The organism is Streptomyces sp. AM25, assembly GCF_058146165.1.
The window spans coordinates 376,975-392,712 of record NZ_JBKIWN010000133.1; the positions used below are offsets into that span (position 1 = coordinate 376,975).

General features: G+C 72.3%; 15 protein-coding genes. 5 read left to right on the plus strand and 10 right to left on the minus strand.

The genetic code is table 11. From position 1 onward, the window contains the following. Positions 1 to 6: 6 nt before the first annotated feature. Entirely contained in the window at positions 7 to 816 is an 810-nt protein-coding gene (locus ACLHRZ_RS39075) for a class I SAM-dependent methyltransferase (RefSeq protein ID WP_490423338.1), read from the plus strand. On the opposite strand, the gene ACLHRZ_RS39080 is transcribed toward ACLHRZ_RS39075, so the two are convergent. The 7 genes from ACLHRZ_RS39080 to mshD all read right to left on the minus strand — a co-directional run bounded on the left by ACLHRZ_RS39080 (position 813) and on the right by mshD (position 8,297). Further along, positions 813 to 1,229 carry an NUDIX hydrolase gene (locus tag ACLHRZ_RS39080; protein ID WP_490423339.1) on the minus strand — a complete coding sequence of 139 codons (417 nt, stop codon included), beginning with the start codon at positions 1,227 to 1,229 and terminating at the stop codon, positions 813 to 815. The genes ACLHRZ_RS39075 and ACLHRZ_RS39080 overlap by 4 nt on opposite strands. Beyond that, positions 1,226 to 2,260: a CHAD domain-containing protein gene (locus tag ACLHRZ_RS39085; RefSeq protein ID WP_490423340.1), complete on the minus strand. Its 1,035-nt coding sequence runs from the start codon at positions 2,258 to 2,260 to the stop codon at positions 1,226 to 1,228. Before ACLHRZ_RS39085 ends, ACLHRZ_RS39080 begins: the two co-directional genes overlap by 4 nt. Positions 2,261 to 2,279: 19 nt before the next feature. Beyond that, a complete protein-coding gene (locus tag ACLHRZ_RS39090) occupies positions 2,280 to 4,631 on the minus strand; it encodes an RNA degradosome polyphosphate kinase (RefSeq protein WP_490423341.1) in 2,352 nt (783 codons plus the stop codon). Between the two features lie 287 nt (positions 4,632 to 4,918). Then, entirely contained in the window at positions 4,919 to 5,923 is a 1,005-nt protein-coding gene (locus tag ACLHRZ_RS39095) for an ABC-2 membrane transporter-related protein (RefSeq protein ID WP_490423342.1), read from the minus strand. Further along, positions 5,920 to 6,870: an ABC transporter ATP-binding protein gene (locus tag ACLHRZ_RS39100; protein WP_490423343.1), complete on the minus strand. Its 951-nt coding sequence runs from the start codon at positions 6,868 to 6,870 to the stop codon at positions 5,920 to 5,922. The genes ACLHRZ_RS39095 and ACLHRZ_RS39100 overlap by 4 nt, the downstream gene beginning before the upstream one ends. Continuing rightward, positions 6,867 to 7,286 (minus strand): GntR family transcriptional regulator, encoded by a 420-nt coding sequence (locus ACLHRZ_RS39105; protein ID WP_490423344.1) that lies wholly within the window; start codon positions 7,284 to 7,286, stop codon positions 6,867 to 6,869. The genes ACLHRZ_RS39100 and ACLHRZ_RS39105 overlap by 4 nt, the downstream gene beginning before the upstream one ends. A gap of 87 nt (positions 7,287 to 7,373) precedes the next feature. After that, a complete protein-coding gene (gene mshD, locus ACLHRZ_RS39110; protein WP_490423345.1) occupies positions 7,374 to 8,297 on the minus strand; it encodes a mycothiol synthase in 924 nt (307 codons plus the stop codon). Positions 8,298 to 8,379: 82 nt separating this feature from the next. Between mshD and ACLHRZ_RS39115 the strand changes: the two genes are divergently transcribed. The 4 genes from ACLHRZ_RS39115 (at position 8,380) to ACLHRZ_RS39130 (ending at position 12,596) form a co-directional block, all read left to right on the plus strand. Beyond that, positions 8,380 to 10,194 carry a bifunctional metallophosphatase/5'-nucleotidase gene (locus ACLHRZ_RS39115; RefSeq protein WP_490423346.1) on the plus strand — a complete coding sequence of 605 codons (1,815 nt, stop codon included), beginning with the start codon at positions 8,380 to 8,382 and terminating at the stop codon, positions 10,192 to 10,194. 112 nt (positions 10,195 to 10,306) lie between these two features. Continuing rightward, complete coding sequence (locus ACLHRZ_RS39120) at positions 10,307 to 10,456, plus strand: hypothetical protein (RefSeq protein WP_490423347.1); 150 nt, start codon at positions 10,307 to 10,309, stop codon at positions 10,454 to 10,456. A 121-nt stretch (positions 10,457 to 10,577) separates the two neighbouring features. Next, positions 10,578 to 11,060: a hypothetical protein gene (locus ACLHRZ_RS39125; RefSeq protein ID WP_490423348.1), complete on the plus strand. Its 483-nt coding sequence runs from the start codon at positions 10,578 to 10,580 to the stop codon at positions 11,058 to 11,060. Between the two features lie 327 nt (positions 11,061 to 11,387). After that, complete coding sequence (locus tag ACLHRZ_RS39130; protein WP_490423349.1) at positions 11,388 to 12,596, plus strand: LmeA family phospholipid-binding protein; 1,209 nt, start codon at positions 11,388 to 11,390, stop codon at positions 12,594 to 12,596. Positions 12,597 to 12,613: 17 nt separating this feature from the next. Here the strand turns inward: ACLHRZ_RS39130 and ACLHRZ_RS39135 are convergent, their stop codons facing one another. The 3 genes from ACLHRZ_RS39135 to ACLHRZ_RS39145 all read right to left on the minus strand — a co-directional run. Further along, entirely contained in the window at positions 12,614 to 14,008 is a 1,395-nt protein-coding gene (locus tag ACLHRZ_RS39135; protein ID WP_490423350.1) for a sensor histidine kinase, read from the minus strand. Beyond that, positions 14,005 to 14,745, minus strand: a complete 741-nt coding sequence (locus ACLHRZ_RS39140) for a response regulator transcription factor (protein ID WP_490423351.1) — start codon at positions 14,743 to 14,745, stop codon at positions 14,005 to 14,007. Before ACLHRZ_RS39140 ends, ACLHRZ_RS39135 begins: the two co-directional genes overlap by 4 nt. Before the next feature lie 75 nt (positions 14,746 to 14,820). Then, the coding region (locus ACLHRZ_RS39145; protein WP_490423352.1) for a S1C family serine protease at positions 14,821 to 15,738 on the minus strand (918 nt) is incomplete at its 5' end.

Genomic DNA, 15,738 nt, shown 5'->3' on the forward strand with positions numbered 1-15,738 from the left:
TTCACCATGAGCTCCCGTACCGCCGCCCCTCCCCGCCGGCCCATAGGTTCGGCGACGCGCGGTACGACCAACCCGAACCGGCTGCGCCGCATGGACCGCTGGATCGCCGCCGCGCACGGCCCCGAGCTGCGGCGCAGCGCAGACCCGGTCGCCGTGGACCTCGGCTACGGGGCCGCGCCCTGGACGGCCGTGGAGCTGCTGGGGCGGCTGCGCACCGTGCGGCCCGACGCGCAGGTCGTCGGCGTCGAGATAGACCCCGGGCGGGTCGCGGCGGCGCAGCCGTACGCCCGGGACGGGCTGGCCTTCGCGCACGGCGGCTTCGAGGTGCCGCTCGCGGGCGCGCGGCGGCCCGCGCTGATACGGGCCGCGAACGTGCTGCGGCAGTACGACGAGGACGAGGTCGCCGAGGTCTGGGCGCGGCTGTGCGGGCGGCTCGCGCCGGGCGGACTGCTGGTCGAGGGCACGTGCGACGAGATAGGGCGGCGCCACGTGTGGGTGGCGCTCGGGCCCGAGGGGCCGCGGACGGTGACGTTCGCCGCGCGGCTCGGGTCGCTGGGGATGCCGTCCGATCTGGCGGAGCGGCTGCCGAAGGCGCTCATACACCGGAACGTTGCGGGGGAACCGGTGCACGCGTTCCTGCGGGACTTCGACCGGGCCTGGGCGGCGGCTGCGCCGTACGCCGCGCTCAGCGCGCGGCAGCGGTGGATCCGGACGGTGACGGAACTCCGGCGGGACTGGCCCGTGCTGGACGGGCCGCAGCGCTGGCGCCAGGGCGAAGTGACGGTTGCCTGGGGGGCGTTGGCGCCACGGGGCTAATGCCCCGGCAGCGCCCCCACCAGCGCATCCACCAGCTCCCGGTCCCGCCGCTGCGTCAGCCGGCCCCGCGCCGCCTCCAGCGGCAGCCACAGCAACTGGTCCACCTCCCGGTTCGGTTCGAAGGTGCCGCCCGTCGCGCGCGCCGCCCAGTAGCGGACCTCCTTCGGGCGGCCTGCGGCCAGGTAGCGGGCCGTGGGGAGGGGCGGGCCCGGTTCGCAGTGCATGCCCGTCTCCTCCAGGACCTCGCGGACCGCGCCCGCCAGGGGGGTCTCGCCGCGCTTGAGCTTGCCTTTCGGCCACGACCAGTCGTCATATTTCGGTCGGTGGACGACGGCGACCTCCACCACGCCGCCGCCCCCTTCCACGTACCGCCAGAGCACGCAGCCGGCCGCGCGGACGACCTGTGCGCTCACGTCGTCCCCGTCAGCCGCTGCCACACGCGGCCGAAGCAGTAGCGCGCCGCCTCCACCTCGTGCCGCTGGTCCGCGTGCAGGACCCCGAGGGCGTACGCCGTGGCGGGGGCGATGCGCGGCGTGCGGGCCGCGGAGGCGGCCGCAGCGGCGGCCTCCGCCGCGTCGCGGTGGCGGTCGAGGGCCTGGCTGGCGCTCAACAGGCGCACGGACAAGGACGGTTCGGTCTCCGTCTGCTGCTGCTCGTCGAGCACTTCCTGCGCGTAGCGGCGCAGCCGCACCAGCCGGCGCACCTGGTGCCAGGGCGCGTCCTGCCGCCCCTCCGGCGGCGGCGCGTCGGCGGCGGCCGTCGCGGCCAGGCCGTGGACCAGCGCCTCGGAGTTGTACGGGAGCCCCGCGACCGACAGCGGCAGCGCGGCCACCGCCTCCGCCATCCGGACATGCGCCTGCTCGGCCAGGCGCGACAGCGCGTCGCGGGCGGGCAGGCCCCGGGCCGCCGGGTCGAGCGGCACGTCGGAGGCCAGCACCGCCACCGCGTCGGCGACACCGTGGAAGCGCGAGGAGCCCAGTGCCTGCAGCGCAGCGGAGTGGGCGCGCGTCCGCGCGAGCGTCAACTGCCGCTCCAGCAGCGCCCCGGCCCGTGCCGCGCCCACCGTCAGGCCGCCGCCCGCGCCGTCGTCCTCCTCTGCGCCGGACAGCCGGTGCAGGGCGCCCCGCAGCCGTGCGAGCCGCGCCGCGTAGGCGTACTCTCGGGCGAGGATGTCGGACAACCAGGCCAGTTCGCCGTGCAGTTGGTCCGTCCACGCCGTGTCGGTCAGCGGGCGGTACACGTGCAGCGTGCCCGAGATGCGGCGCGCCGAGCGGCGCAGCAGGCGGCTCGCCTCGCCCACGTCCTCCGCGTCCGCCCCGCTCTCCCGGTGCAGCCGCAGGCTGCGCAGGAACTCCGTTGCCTGGTCGTGCAGATAGGCCGACAGGACGTCGACGGCCGTGGTACCGGCCGCATCCGTCTCCGGTACGCCTTTCACCGTTGTCATTTCCTGCCCCCCGGGCACGTCATGGGGTAGCCGAACCACGCCTGCGCCTCCGGGCGTCGATGAGCATCTCCTGCACATTCCTCAACGGCTGTCCGTCCCCGTCGGTGGCGTGCCGCGTCCAGTTGCCGTCCGCGCCCAGGTGCCAGGAGGCGGTGCGGTCGGACACGCCCACCTCCAGGAGGCGGCTGAGCGAGGCACGGTGGCCGGGGTCGGTGACCCGGACGAGCGTCTCGATGCGCCGGTCGAGGTTGCGGTGCATCATGTCCGCGCTCCCGAGCCATACTTCCGGCTCCCCGCCGTTTCCGAAGGCGAACACGCGGGAGTGCTCCAGGAATCGTCCGAGGACGCTGCGCACTCTGATGTTCTCCGACAGGCCCATCACACCGGGCCGCAGGGCGCAGATGCCGCGGACCCAGATGTCCACGGGCACCCCGGCGCGGGCCGCGCGGTAGAGGGCGTCGATGACGGCCTCGTCGACCATCGAGTTGACCTTGATGCGTATGTAGGCGGGCAGCCCGGCGCGGTGGTGGGCGACCTCCTTGGCGATGCGCTTGACCAGCCCGTCGCGCAGCGATCTGGGGGCGACCAGCAGCCGCCGGTAGGTCGCGCGCCGCGAGTAGCCGGAGAGCCGGTTGAAGAGGTCGGAGAGGTCGGCGCCCACCTGCGTGTCGGCGGTGAGCAGGCCGAAGTCCTCGTACAGGCGGGCCGTCTTGGGGTGGTAGTTGCCCGTGCCGACGTGCGAGTAGCGGCGCAGCGTCTCGCCCTCCTGGCGGACCACCAGGGAGAGCTTGCAGTGCGTCTTGAGCCCGACGAGCCCGTAGACGACGTGGCAGCCGGCCTCCTCCAGCTTGCGCGCCCACTTGATGTTGGCCTGTTCGTCGAAGCGCGCCTTGATCTCGACGAGCACAAGTACTTGTTTGCCGGACTCGGCCGCGTCTATCAGGGCGTCCACGATGGGTGAGTCGCCGGACGTCCGGTAGAGCGTCTGCTTGATGGCCAGGACGTCGGGGTCGGCGGCCGCCTGCTCCAGGAAGGCCTGGACGGAGGTGGAGAAGGAGTCGTACGGGTGGTGCAGCAGCACGTCGCGTTCGCGCAGGGCCGCGAAGATGTCGGGCGGGGAGGCGGACTCGACCTGGGCGAGGTCGCGGTGCGTGCCGCCCACGAACTTGGGGTACTTGAGCTCCGGCCGGTCGAGCGCGCCGATGCCGAAGAGCGCGGTGAGGTCGAGCGGGCCGGGCAGCGGGTAGACCTCGGCGTCGGAGATCTTCAGCTCGCGCACCAGCAGGTCCAGGACGTACGGGTCGATGGTCTCCTCGACCTCCAGCCGCACGGGCGGGCCGAAGCGGCGGCGCATGAGCTCCTTCTCCAGCGCCTGCAGGAGGTTCTCGGCGTCGTCCTCCTCGACCTCCAGGTCCTCGTTGCGCGTCACCCGGAACATGTGGTGCGCGAGCACCTCCATGCCGGGGAACAGCTCCTCCAGGTGCGCCGCTATGACGTCCTCCAGCGGGACGTAGCGCTGCGGCGAGGCCTCCAGGAAGCGCGAGAGCAGCGGCGGCACCTTCACCCGTGCGAAGTGCTCGTGGCCGCTCACGGGGTTGCGGACGACCACGGCCAGGTTGAGCGAGAGGCCGGAGATGTACGGGAAGGGGTGCGCGGGGTCGACGGCCAGCGGGGTCAGCACCGGGAAGATCTGCTGCCGGAAGAGCGTGAAGAGCCGCTCCTGCTCCTTCTCGGTCAGGTCGGGCCAGCGGATCAAGTGGATGCCCTGCTCGGCCAGTTCGGGCGCCACGTCCTGCTGGAAGCAGGCCGCGTGCCGGGCCATGAGCTCGCGCGAGCGGGTCCAGATGAGCTCCAGGACCTCGCGCGGCTGCAGCCCGGAGGCGGAGCGGGTGGCGACTCCGGTGGCGATGCGCCGCTTGAGGCCGGCGACGCGGACCATGAAGAACTCGTCGAGGTTGCTCGCGAAGATCGCCAGGAAGTTGGCGCGTTCCAGCAGCGGGGTGGCCGGATCCTCGGCCAGTTCCAGCACCCGCTCGTTGAACGCCAGCCAGCTGCGCTCCCGGTCCAGGAACCGCCCCTCGGGCAGCGGGTCCTCCTCGGGGCGCCGGGGCACACCCTCCTCCTCGGGCTGCTCGCGCTCCTTGAGCCCGTCGAGCCCCTCCTCGAAGGTGTCGTCGTACCGCACCTCGTACGCGTCCAGGTCGACGTCGAGATCCGGCTCCAGGCCGGGCAGGCCCGCGGAGTCGTCCGTGTGCGGGCGGCGGGCCGCGATGAACCCGACGGAGGGCTGCGGCCGCCCGGAGCGGCCTCCGTGATCTTCCCCTTCGCCGTGCGGACGATCCTGTGCCGGAGCGCTGGAGGACTGGGTCATACCTTCATTGTTCCGCGCCGACGGCAGGTCGGGCGCGCCGGAAAGGGGCGCCCTGGCGGCGTGGAGCCGTCTTGCGGGTGCGTGGGGCACAGCGGGCTGCATTCGGCAAGGCTCGCAACCGCTTGTGAATCACGGGTAACGCGAACATGGCGCGCAGGAAAGCGGGGGCCTGCCACGCGGCGACGGCGGTGGCCTGCACGGACGGGTGCACGGGAGGGTGCCCGAACGGACTGCGCGGGCGCATGCACGGATCATGTGCACGCGCCCGCGCAGGGCGGCCGGACGGCTCAGCGGTACGTACGCCTCAGCAGCCACACCGCAACACCGGCGACGATCGCCGCGAGGGCCACGGAGACGCCCGCCTCGGCCCACTGGAGCGGCCAGAAGTGGCTGTACGGATGGAAGTCGAGGTACCAGCCGGCGCCGTCGTGCCGGGCGAGGCACTGCTCCGGGGAGACGCCGACGCCGCAGCGGGGCTCCGTCAGGCGCTCGCCCGTACGGGTGACGATGCCGCGTTCCAGCATCCAGGTGCGGTCCCGGATGAGCCCCGGCGCCTCCGCGGACAGCTGCGTCACCGGGCTCACCAGGTGCGGCCGCAGGGTGTCGAGCAGCCCACGGGCCAGCACCAGGTAGCCGACCAGCGCGGCGCCCATCGCGCGCATCGTGCGCTTGACCAGCAGGCCCGCCAGCGCCCCGACGGCGATGCCGAGCAGCGCGTGCGCGACGGGCGCGGGGCCCAGCCTGTCGAACGAGTGGTACCAGGCCTGGCCGGGCAGCAGCACCTCCGGCACGGCCTGCCAGGCCCACATGTACGCCGCCGACAGCATCGACCCGCCCGCCAGCACGGCCACGGCGGGCACCGACAGCTTCACCGCGAACCAGCGCAGCGGCGAGACGGACTGCGTCCACGCGAGCTTGTACGTCCCGCTCTCCAGCTCGCGCGCGACCACCGGCCCGGCGACGAACATGCCGGCGACCGGCGGCAGCAGCGCGAGCGGATAGCCGAGGTAGTGCAGCAGGTCACCGGCCGTGCTCCGGAAGTGGTCCACGGTGGCCTGGGCCGTCGGGCAGTCGGCGGAGGTGATGCAGGCGTCCCGGATGGCGCGGCTGTCGATGAAGTCGTCCATCCCGTTGCGCAGCCACACCAGGCCGACGACGAGCGCGGCGAGTGCGCTCGCCGCGCACCAGGCGGTGGCGCGGTGCTGCCGGAGGACGAGCCAGGGCAGCCCGCGCAGCCCGGCACGGGGGCGGGCGCCGGGGGACGCAGCGAGCGGGGTTGCGGTGGCCGTCATACCGCCTTCTTCGGTGCGGGGGCGATCGAGCGCGGTTCGGCGCTCGGGGTGAGCAGGTCCGGGGCGTCCGGGGAGCGCAGGTGGGCGAGGAGGAGCTCCTCCAGGGACGGTTCGGCGACCTCCCACTCCCCCGCGACCGGTCCGTCGGTGCGCAGCAGAGCGGTGATCTGGCGTCCGGTCACGCGCGACTCGACGACCGTGTGCCCGGTGAACTCCCGTGGCAGGCCCTCGCCTTCGTGCCGTCCCATGACGAGCGAGTGCACGGAGAGCAGGTCCTCCACCTCGCCCGCGAGCCGGATCCGGCCGTCCGCGAGCAGCAGCAGGTAGTCGCAGACGCCGTCGAGCTCGGCCAGCACGTGCGAGGCCATCACGACGGTGGTGGCGTGCTCGGCGGCCGCGGTCATCAGCTCGGCCGTCATCTCGTGCCGCACCAGCGGGTCGAGGTCGCTCATCGGCTCGTCCAGCAGAAGGAGTTCGGGCCGCTTGCCGAGCGCGAGGGCGAGGGCGACGCGGGTGCGCTGGCCGCCGGAGAGCGAGCCGATGCGGGCTGCGGGCGGCAGCTTCCCCGCGGCCACGATCCGCTCGGCCGTCGCCCAGTCCCAGGTGGCGGGGTTGAGCTCCTCGCCCACGCGCAGGGTCTCGCCGACCGTGAGGTGCGGGTAGAGCGGCTTGTCCTGGGCGACGTAGCCGATACGGGGCCGGGCGGCGCGGTCGGACGGCCGCGCGCCGCCGAACACGTGCAGGGCCCCGGCGGTGGGCCTGCGCAGCCCCGCGGCCAGCGACAGCAGCGTGGACTTGCCCGCGCCGTTGGGCCCGACCAGGGCGCAGATCCTCCCGGCGGGAATGCGGAAGGAGCAGTCGCGCAGCGCCCAGCCGCGCCGGTGCTCCACCCCCAGGCCGGCCGCCTCCAGGGCGGTCCGGTCCGGGAGGTACGTCAGGTCGGTCATCCGGTTCCGGTCCCCTCGCTCGGACGCCGCGCGGGGTCACCGAAGTGCTCGTCCAGGACGGAGGCGACCAGTGCGGCCACGTCCTCCCGGTCGAGCCCGGCCGCGCGGGCGCGTTGCGTCCAGTCGGCCAGCTCGCCGCGCAACGGCGAGTCGGCACCGGCCCCCGGTCGCGCCAACGACCGCCGCACGAAGGTCCCGAGCCCCGGCCGCGCCTCGACGAGCCCCTCGCGGTCGAGCTCGCGGTACGCCTTCAGCACGGTGTTGGGGTTGATGGCCGTGGCGGCCACGACCTCTCTGGCGGTGGGCAGCTTGTCGCCGGGGGCGAGCAGGCCGAGCCGCAGGGCCTGTTTGACCTGCTGGACGATCTGCAGATACGTGGCGACGCCGGTGCGCCGGTCGATGCGGAAGTCGACCACCGGAGCATCACCCTTTCACTACTTGATTAGTGAAAGGGTGATGCAGGGGTTCCCCCACTGTCAAGGCGGGAGGTTTCGCCCCCTGGCTCAGCTCTCCGTCCGGTACATCAGATCCGTCTCGTGCGTCACGAACCCCAGCCGCTCGTACACCGCCACCGCCGCCGCGTTGTCCGCATCGACGTACAGCATCGCCGTCGGCAGCCCCTGCGCCGCCAGATGCCGCAGACCCACCGTCGTCAGCGCCTTGCCCAGACCGCCGCCCTGGACGCCCGGACGCACCCCGAGCACGTACACCTCGCCCAGGCGCTCGTCCGCGTGCACCTTCGTCCAGTGGAAGCCGACGATCTCCCCCGCGCGCTCCGCGAGGAAGAAGCCCTCCGGGTCGAACCACTGCGCCGCCTTGCGGTCGTCCAGGTCCCGCTGGGTCAGCGAACCCTGCTCGGGGTGGTGGGCGAAGGCGGCCGCGTTCACGGCCAGCCACTCCGCGTCGTCCGCGCCCGGACGGAACGTCCGCACCGTCACCCCCTCCGGGAACACCGGCTCCGGAAGGTCCAGGCCCTCCAACGGCCGCCGCATCTGCCGCAGCTCGCGGAACAGGCTCATGCCCAGCACCTGCGCCAGGTGCCGCGCCGCAGGGTGCCCGCCGTGCGCCCACACCCGCAGCCGCTTGCCCGACTCCTGCAGCAACGCATTGCCCAGCGCCCGCCCGTGCCCCCGGCCCCGGAACACCGGGTGCACCACGAACTCGCCCGCCGGAGCCTCCACCGGGTCGCTGTCCTCCAGCTGCCCGTACCCCACGAACTCCCCGGCCGCGTCGCGCACCAGAACGTGCCGCACGCCCTCGCGCCGCCCCTTGAGCTGCAGACGGCCCTGTTCGGAGACGGCCGGCTGGCCGTCCTCGGCCGCAGCCGCGGCCACCATGTCCAGGACGTCGCGCATCTGCTCGCCCGTCAGCTCGTCCAGCACCACGATCCGGCGCTGCCCGCTCACGTCATTCACCACGTTGCTCATGGGCCCGAGCCTACGAGGCCGCGGCGGGCAACCGTATGCTGCGGCCGACCTGCCAAACCCCACCACCCACAAAGGGGAACTCATGTCAGCGAAGCCGCCGATACGGCGACTCGCCCGACGGCTGACCGCCACGGCAGCCGTGCTCGCCGCGACGGCCGGTGTCCTGTCCACGGCCGCCGCCCCCGCGAGCGCCCACGACCGCGGCCACCGGCACGACCGGACCGTCGACGTCCAGATGCTGTCGTTCAACGACTTCCACGGGAACCTGGAGCCCCCGCAGGGCTCCTCCGGCACCGTGACGGAGACGGAGCAGGACGGCACGAAGAAGGTCGTCCCGGCGGGCGGCATGGAGTACCTCGCCAGCTCGCTGCGCTCGGCCCGCAAGGGCCACGAGTACTCCGTCACCGCGGCCGCGGGCGACCTCATAGGCGCCAGCCCGCTGATGTCCGGCCTCTTCCACGACGAGCCGACCATCGAGGCGATGAACAAGCTCGGCCTCGACGTCACCTCGGTGGGCAACCACGAGTTCGACGAGGGCCGCGCCGAGCTGACACGGATGCAGAAGGGCGGCTGCCACCCCAAGGACGGCTGCTACGAGAAGGGCCGCACGTTCCGCGGCGCCGACTTCCCGTACCTCGCCGCGAACGTCACCGACGAGAAGACCGGCAGGCCGATCCTCAAGCCGTACACGGTGTGGAAGCACAAGGGCGTGAAGATCGGCTTCATCGGCGTCACGCTCAAGGGCACCCCCGACGTCGTCACCGCCGAGGGCGTCAAGGGCCTGAAGTTCGGCGACGAGGTCCAGACGATCAACAAGTACGCGGACGAACTCAACCGCCAGGGCGTCAAGGCGATCGTCGCCCTGGTCCACGAGGGCGGCTACCCGGCCTCCGGTTCGTACAACTACAACTGCGACACCCCCGGTGCGGGCGCCGGCATCTCCGGCCCGATCGTCGACATCGCCAAGCACGTCACCCCGAAGGTCGGCGCCCTCGTGACCGGCCACACGCACGCGGCCTACAGCTGCACCATCCCCGACCCGTCGGGCGCACCGCGCACCGTGACGTCGGCCGCCTCCTTCGGCCGCCTGTACACGGACACCACGCTGACGTACGACCTGCGCACGAACAACATCGTCCGGACCGCCGTCAAGGCCCCGCACGCCGTCAACCACGTGGTCAGCCGGCAGCAGCCGAAGGCCAAGGACATGACGAAGCTGATCGACCGGTGGAACAAGCTGGCCGCTCCGGTGGCCGACAAGCCGGTCGGCTACATCTCCGCCGACATCAACGGCCGGGGGGCCGCGGGCGACGGTGAGGAGCCGCTCGGTGACGTGATCACCGACGCACAGCTGGAGGCTCTGTCCCCCGCCGCCAAGGGCGGCGCCCAGATCGCCTTCATGAACCCCGGCGGCATCCGCTCCGACCTCGCCTACAAGGCCTCCGGCAACGAGGGCGACGGGGTCGTCACCTACGGCGAGGCGTTCACCGTCCAGCCGTTCACCAACATGATGCAGGTGAAGGACCTGACCGGCGCACAGGTCATCAAGGTGCTGCAGCAGCAGGTCACCGGCCCCAACGAGGCCGAACCGAAGGTCCTCCAGGTGAGCAACGGCCTGACGTACACGCTCGACCTGACGAAGAAGGGCGCCGACCGCATCGTCACGTCCTCCGTGAAGCTGAACGGTGCGCCGATCGACCCGGCGAAGACGTACCGCGTCGCCGCGAACGAGTTCCTGATGGGCGGCGGGGACGGCTTCCCGGTGTTCAAGGACGGCACCAACAAGCTGGTCGGCCCGTCGGATCTGGACGCGTTCGTCGCCTACCTGACGGCTCACTCGTCGAAGACCGCGCCGCTGGCGCCGCCGAAGGCGGAGCGCATCACGGTCATCAAGTGACGGCGCGCAGGCGCGCGTTGCGGCGCGTGAGCGCGCGGCTGGAGTGAGGAGTTCCGAGGGGCGGTAGATCCGGATGCAGATCTACCGCCCTTTGGTATTGGAGGAGTTCGTGATGCAGCAGGTGCAGCGGGTACTGGTGACGGTCGCGGTGACAGCTCTGCTGGTGCTGGGGGCAACCCCGGCCCAGGCCGCGGACATCGACGTGAACGCCCTCGGCGTCCAGCTCCCGCACATCAGTACCCTGTTCCTCCCCTTCCTCTGACCGATTTCCAGCCGTATGCAAAGCTGGCCGGATTCCCGGCCCGCCCATTGCCGAGCACGCAACGACCCGGAATGATCACGTCCCGTATCGATCCGATCACTCACAGGACTGGAGACGAGACGTGGCATCCCGCTTTGCGTTACGCGCCCTCGCCGCGACCGTGGCCGTGGCGGCCCTGAGCGTGCCCGCGGCCTCGGCGTACGCGGCCGTCGCGCCGCAGCCGACCGCGAACGCGAACGCGAACGCGACGACGGTCGCGGACGACAACCCCTTCCGGGGGATGGAACTGGACGGCCTGAAGGCCGAGTTCCGGTTCATGTGCCCGGCCGGGCTCTGCGTGGGCTACTGGTCGCTGGTCCTGACGGACCGGGTGGCCGCGAAGCCTTACGCGGGCGGGGAGTTCTTCGTGTACGCCCCCGCGATCGGCGAGTTCGGGTTCTTCCTGAACGGGGACATCGCGGAACGCACGGCCCGGCGGCCCGGGCAGGTACGGGTGATCGACAGCGAGTTCCTGCACTCCCACCCGCGCGTGGAGATCCGCTACGGCGACCCGGAGCACCCGCGGAAGGCGAGGGTCGTCGCCTCGGCGACCACCCTCATGTAGCGGGCTTCCGCCGACGCGAATCCTCAGCCTCGACCGCGTGTCGTGAAGATTTGCGTCGGCGGAACGTACACAGCCGTCGCGTGGTCGTCGCGATTCCCCCGAAACCCCCGAGCTCCTGCCATGAGGTACACGTTACGGCCACATTCCGCGAGAAGGCGGAAACCCTGCCACAACGGATACCAAGACTCGCGTTCGAGGCATCGCCCGGATATGGACCGTTTCCCCAACGGCCGGAAGCGGTAAGGCGTTTGTTAACGTACCGACGGTAGCCCTTGCGTCCGAGGGTCGCACGCATGGTGGGATGTGATGATGCGAACCCCCACACGCATGCCTCCCAATCCCTCCAACCCCTATGACGAACTCGCCTCGCTCGCCGACCCCGAGCCGATCACGGAACCGATACCGGTAGCGATACCGGAACCCGTACCGATACACCTCGGCGAACGCGACGACGACGAGCCCTGGTCGCCCCCCGACCACCGCCGCGCCAGGCGGCCGCGCAGGCGGCGCCGGCGGCCGCGCCGCAAGCACCGCCTGCTCAAGCTGCTGATCGCCGCCGGTGCGCTGGCCGTGATCCTCGTGCTGGCCGACCGGTGTGCCGCGATGTACGCGGAGAAGAAGGCGGAACGGGCCCTCCAGCAGGCTCTGCACCTGGAGGCCGCACCCGAGGTCGACATCCACGGGTTCCCCTTCCTGACCCAGGTGCTGGACAAGCGGCTGACCCGGGTCGACGTGACCGTGCCGCACCTCGCCGCCGACCGGGTGTCGATCGCCCGCGTGCACGCCGCCGCAGAGGACGTCCGGCTGACCGGCGACCTGCCGGACAACGTGCGCGGAGCGGTGATCGGGCAGATGGAGGGGAGCGTCCTGCTGTCGTTCGACGACATGAACCGCGAACTTGCCGCGTCACAGGTCAAGTTCAGCGACGGCGGCGGCAACGTCATCGCCGCCCGCGGCTCGCTGAAGGTCGCCGGACAGGAACTGGTGCTGCGGGCCCAGGCGCACCTGCGCCGCGTCGGCGACCAGGGCGTGTCCACGGACATCGACGGCATGAGCCTCGACCTGCCGGGCATCGCCGTCTACCGCCCCGGTGGCGGGGACAAGAGCCTGCTGCTGCACCGGGAGACGGCCGAACTCATCAGCCGCGACGCGGCGCGCGTCAAGGCGCTGTTCTCGGTGCCGTCGATCGCCCAGCGGCTCGGTCTGTCGCCGGACGACGCGGCCGCGGTGCTGGACGACGAGTCCCGGCTGCACGAGGTCACCGGGGCGCCCCGGTTCGTCGACCGGCTGATGCAGGTCAACCTCATCGACGTCGTGGCCGACCACCCCTGGCTGCTGGGGAAGGTGGGCATCGACCCGAAGGTGCTCGAAGGCGTCACGAAGCTGCGGCCGCCCGAGCTGAGCGACCGGCTGTCCTTCTCCTTCCAGCTCCCCAAGGAGGCGGAGGAACTCCATCTGCATCTGGACAAGTTGACCGTGCAGCGTGACGGGGTTCGCGCCGACGTGTCCGGGAGCGGGCTGCCCGTGGGCAAGTGAGGGCGGTGAGGCACCTGCTACAGCGCCGGCGGCCCCGTCGGTGCGCCGGGCAGCCGGAGCGACGCCACCGTGCCGCCGCCCTCCGCCGAACGCAGGGTCACCGTACCCCCGGCCTGCTGCACCGTGCGGGCCACGATCGACAGGCCCAGGCCGCTGCCCGGCAGACTGCGGGCCGACGGCGAGCGCCAGAAGCGGTCGAAGACGTGCGGGAGTTCGTCCTCGGGGATGCCGGGGCCGTGGTCGCGCACGGTCAGTTCGCCGTTCGTCAGACGCACCTCGACCACGCCGCCCGGCGGGCTGAACTTCACCGCGTTGTCGAGCAGGTTCACCAGCGCCCGGTCCAGGGCGGCCGGCTCGGCGCGGACGTACCAGGGCTGCAGGTCCGCCGCGATCGTCAGGCCGGAGCCGCGCAGCCGCGCCCGGCCCAGGGCCCGTTCCGCGGCCTCGTGGAGGGCGACCACCTGCAACGGGCCGCTGCCCGGGGCCGCGTCGGGGCGGGAGAGCTCCTGCAGGTCGCCGATGAGGGCGGCCAGTTCCGTCATCTGCGCCTTGACGCTCGCCAGCAGCTCCGCCCGGTCCTCGGGCGGGATCGCCCGGCCCGTCTCCTCGCTCCTCGCCAGCAGGTCGATGTTCGTCCGCAGGGACGTCAGCGGCGTGCGCAGCTCGTGCCCGGCGTCGGCGATCAGCTGCTGCTGCCGTTCGCGCGAGGAGGCCAGCGCCGCCGTCATGGAGTTGAACGACCGCGACAGGCGGGCGATCTCGTCGTCGCCCTCCGCGGGGATGCGGACCGCGAGGTCCTCGGTGCGGGCGATGTGCTCGACGGCGCCGGTCAGCTGGTCCACCGGCCGCAGGGCGGCTCGCGCGACCCACAGGCCGGCGGTGGCCGCGCCCAGGACGCCGATGCCGGCCGTGATCACGAGTACCAGGGCGAGCGAGTTGAGCGGCTTGTTCACCACGTCGAGCGGCTGGGCGACCGAGACCGCCGCGTTCGGCAGCTGCGCGCTGTGCTTGGTCGCGACGCGCATCCGCTCGCCGTCGGCGGTCCGGGCGTCGTGCAGCACGACGTCGTCGATCAGGCCCTGGGCCACGGCCAGGTCCGTCCCGGTCACCTTGATCTGCTCCTTGCCCAGGGTCGTGCAGACGGCGCCGCCCGCCGTGACGATCTGCACCGTGTACGGGGTGGGCGGCAGCGCCTGGGCCGGGACGCGGGTGCCGCAGTTCGCGAGCAGTTCGCGCAAGTACTCGTTGGGCACGGAGACGTTGGACAGCGTCGTGTCCTGCTGGTGGGACAGCTGCTGCTTGGTGACCAGCCAGCACGCCCCCGCCGCCACGGCGACGGCGAACGCCACGGCCGCCGCGGTCAGCAGGGCCAGCCGCGAACGCAGCGGGAGCTTGCGGAACCTGCGGATCATTCGCTGCCGCCGTCTCCCCGCAGGACGTAGCCGACGCCCCGGACGGTGTGCACGAGGCGCGGCTCACCGCCCGCCTCGGTCTTGCGGCGCAGGTACATCACGTATACGTCCAGGGAGTTGGAGGAGGGCTCGAACTCGAAGCCCCATACGGTCTTGAGGATCTGCTCGCGCGTGAGCACCTGCCGGGGGTGCGCGAGGAACAGCTCCAGCAGCGTGAACTCGGTGCGCGTGAGCTCGACGGGGCGGGTTCCGCGCGTCACCTCGCGGGTGGAGAGGTCCATGCGCAGGTCGGCGAAGGAGAGGATGTTGGCCGTGTCGGCACCGGGGGCGGCCGCCGCGCTCGCGTACGAGCTGCGGCGCAGCAGGGCGCGGATGCGGGCCAGCAGTTCGTCCAGCTCGAAGGGCTTGACGAGGTAGTCGTCGGCGCCCGCGTCCAGGCCGGTGACGCGGTCCCCGACCGTGTCCCGGGCGGTGAGCATGAGGATCGGCACGGTGACGCCGGAGGCGCGCATCCGGCGGGCGGCGGTGAGGCCGTCCATGCGGGGCATCAGCACGTCGAGGACGATCAGCTCGGGCCCGTAGGAGTCCACCTTGGCGAGGGCGTCCAGCCCGTCGACGGCCAGCTCGGTCGCGTAGCCCTCGAAGGCCAGGCTGCGGCGCAGGGCCTCGCGGACGGCGGGCTCGTCGTCGACGATCAGGATGCGGGAGGGCTGGTCGCCGTGCTCGGCGGGGCTCATCGGCTTACCTCACGTGGGTCACGTCTGCGGGCGGGAACCCTCTCAGCCTCGCATGTCACCCGGCTCCCTCGGGGCTCAGTTGCCGCTGCCGCCCGCGCGCAGCTTGGCGAGGTCGGCCTTGACCGTGTTGACCGGGATCGCGAAGCCGAGGCCGACGCTGCCGGCCGTGTCGCCGCCGCCGGCGTTGGAAGAGGGCGCGTACATGGCCGAGTTGATGCCGATGATCTCGCCGCTCATGTTGATGAGCGCACCGCCGGAGTTGCCGGGGTTGAGGGAGGCGTCGGTCTGGATGGCCTTGTAGGTGGTCTTGGACGAGCCGGTGTCGCCGTTGTACTGGTTGCCGCCGAACTCGAACGGCCACTGCGGGAGCCCGCGGCCGTCACGGCCCTGGCCCTGCCCCTGGCCCTGGCTGCCCTGCTCCTTGGCGACGGTGACGTCGCGGTTGAGGGCGGAGACGATGCCGCTGGTGACGGTGCCGGTCAGGCCCTCGGGGGAGCCGATGGCGACGACCTGGTCGCCGACGCGCAACTTGCCGGAGTCGCCGAGCTTGGCGGCCTTGAGGCCGCTCGCGCCCTGGATCTTGATGAGGGCGAGGTCCTTGGCGGGGTCGGTGCCGACGACCTTGGCGGTCTTGGTGCTGCCGTCGCTGAGGGACACCTGGACGGTGTCGGCCCCGGCGACCACGTGGTTGTTGGTGACGATCTCGCCGTCACCGGTGATGATGACGCCCGAACCGGTGGACTGGCCCTGGCCGGTCGTGGCCTTGATCTCCACGATGCTGGGGCTGACGGCCTGGGCGACCGCGGAGACGCCGGAGCTCTTGGAGGAGGCGTTCTCGACGGGCGTGCTCTGGCTGCTGCCGCCGGAGCCGCCGGTGAACTCGCTGACGAGGGCCGCGGCGCCGCCGCCGGCCACGGCCGCGACGAGCGCGCAGGCGGCCAGCAGGCCGATGGGGCCGCGGGCACGGCCCCGGCGGCGGCTGCCGGGCTGCGG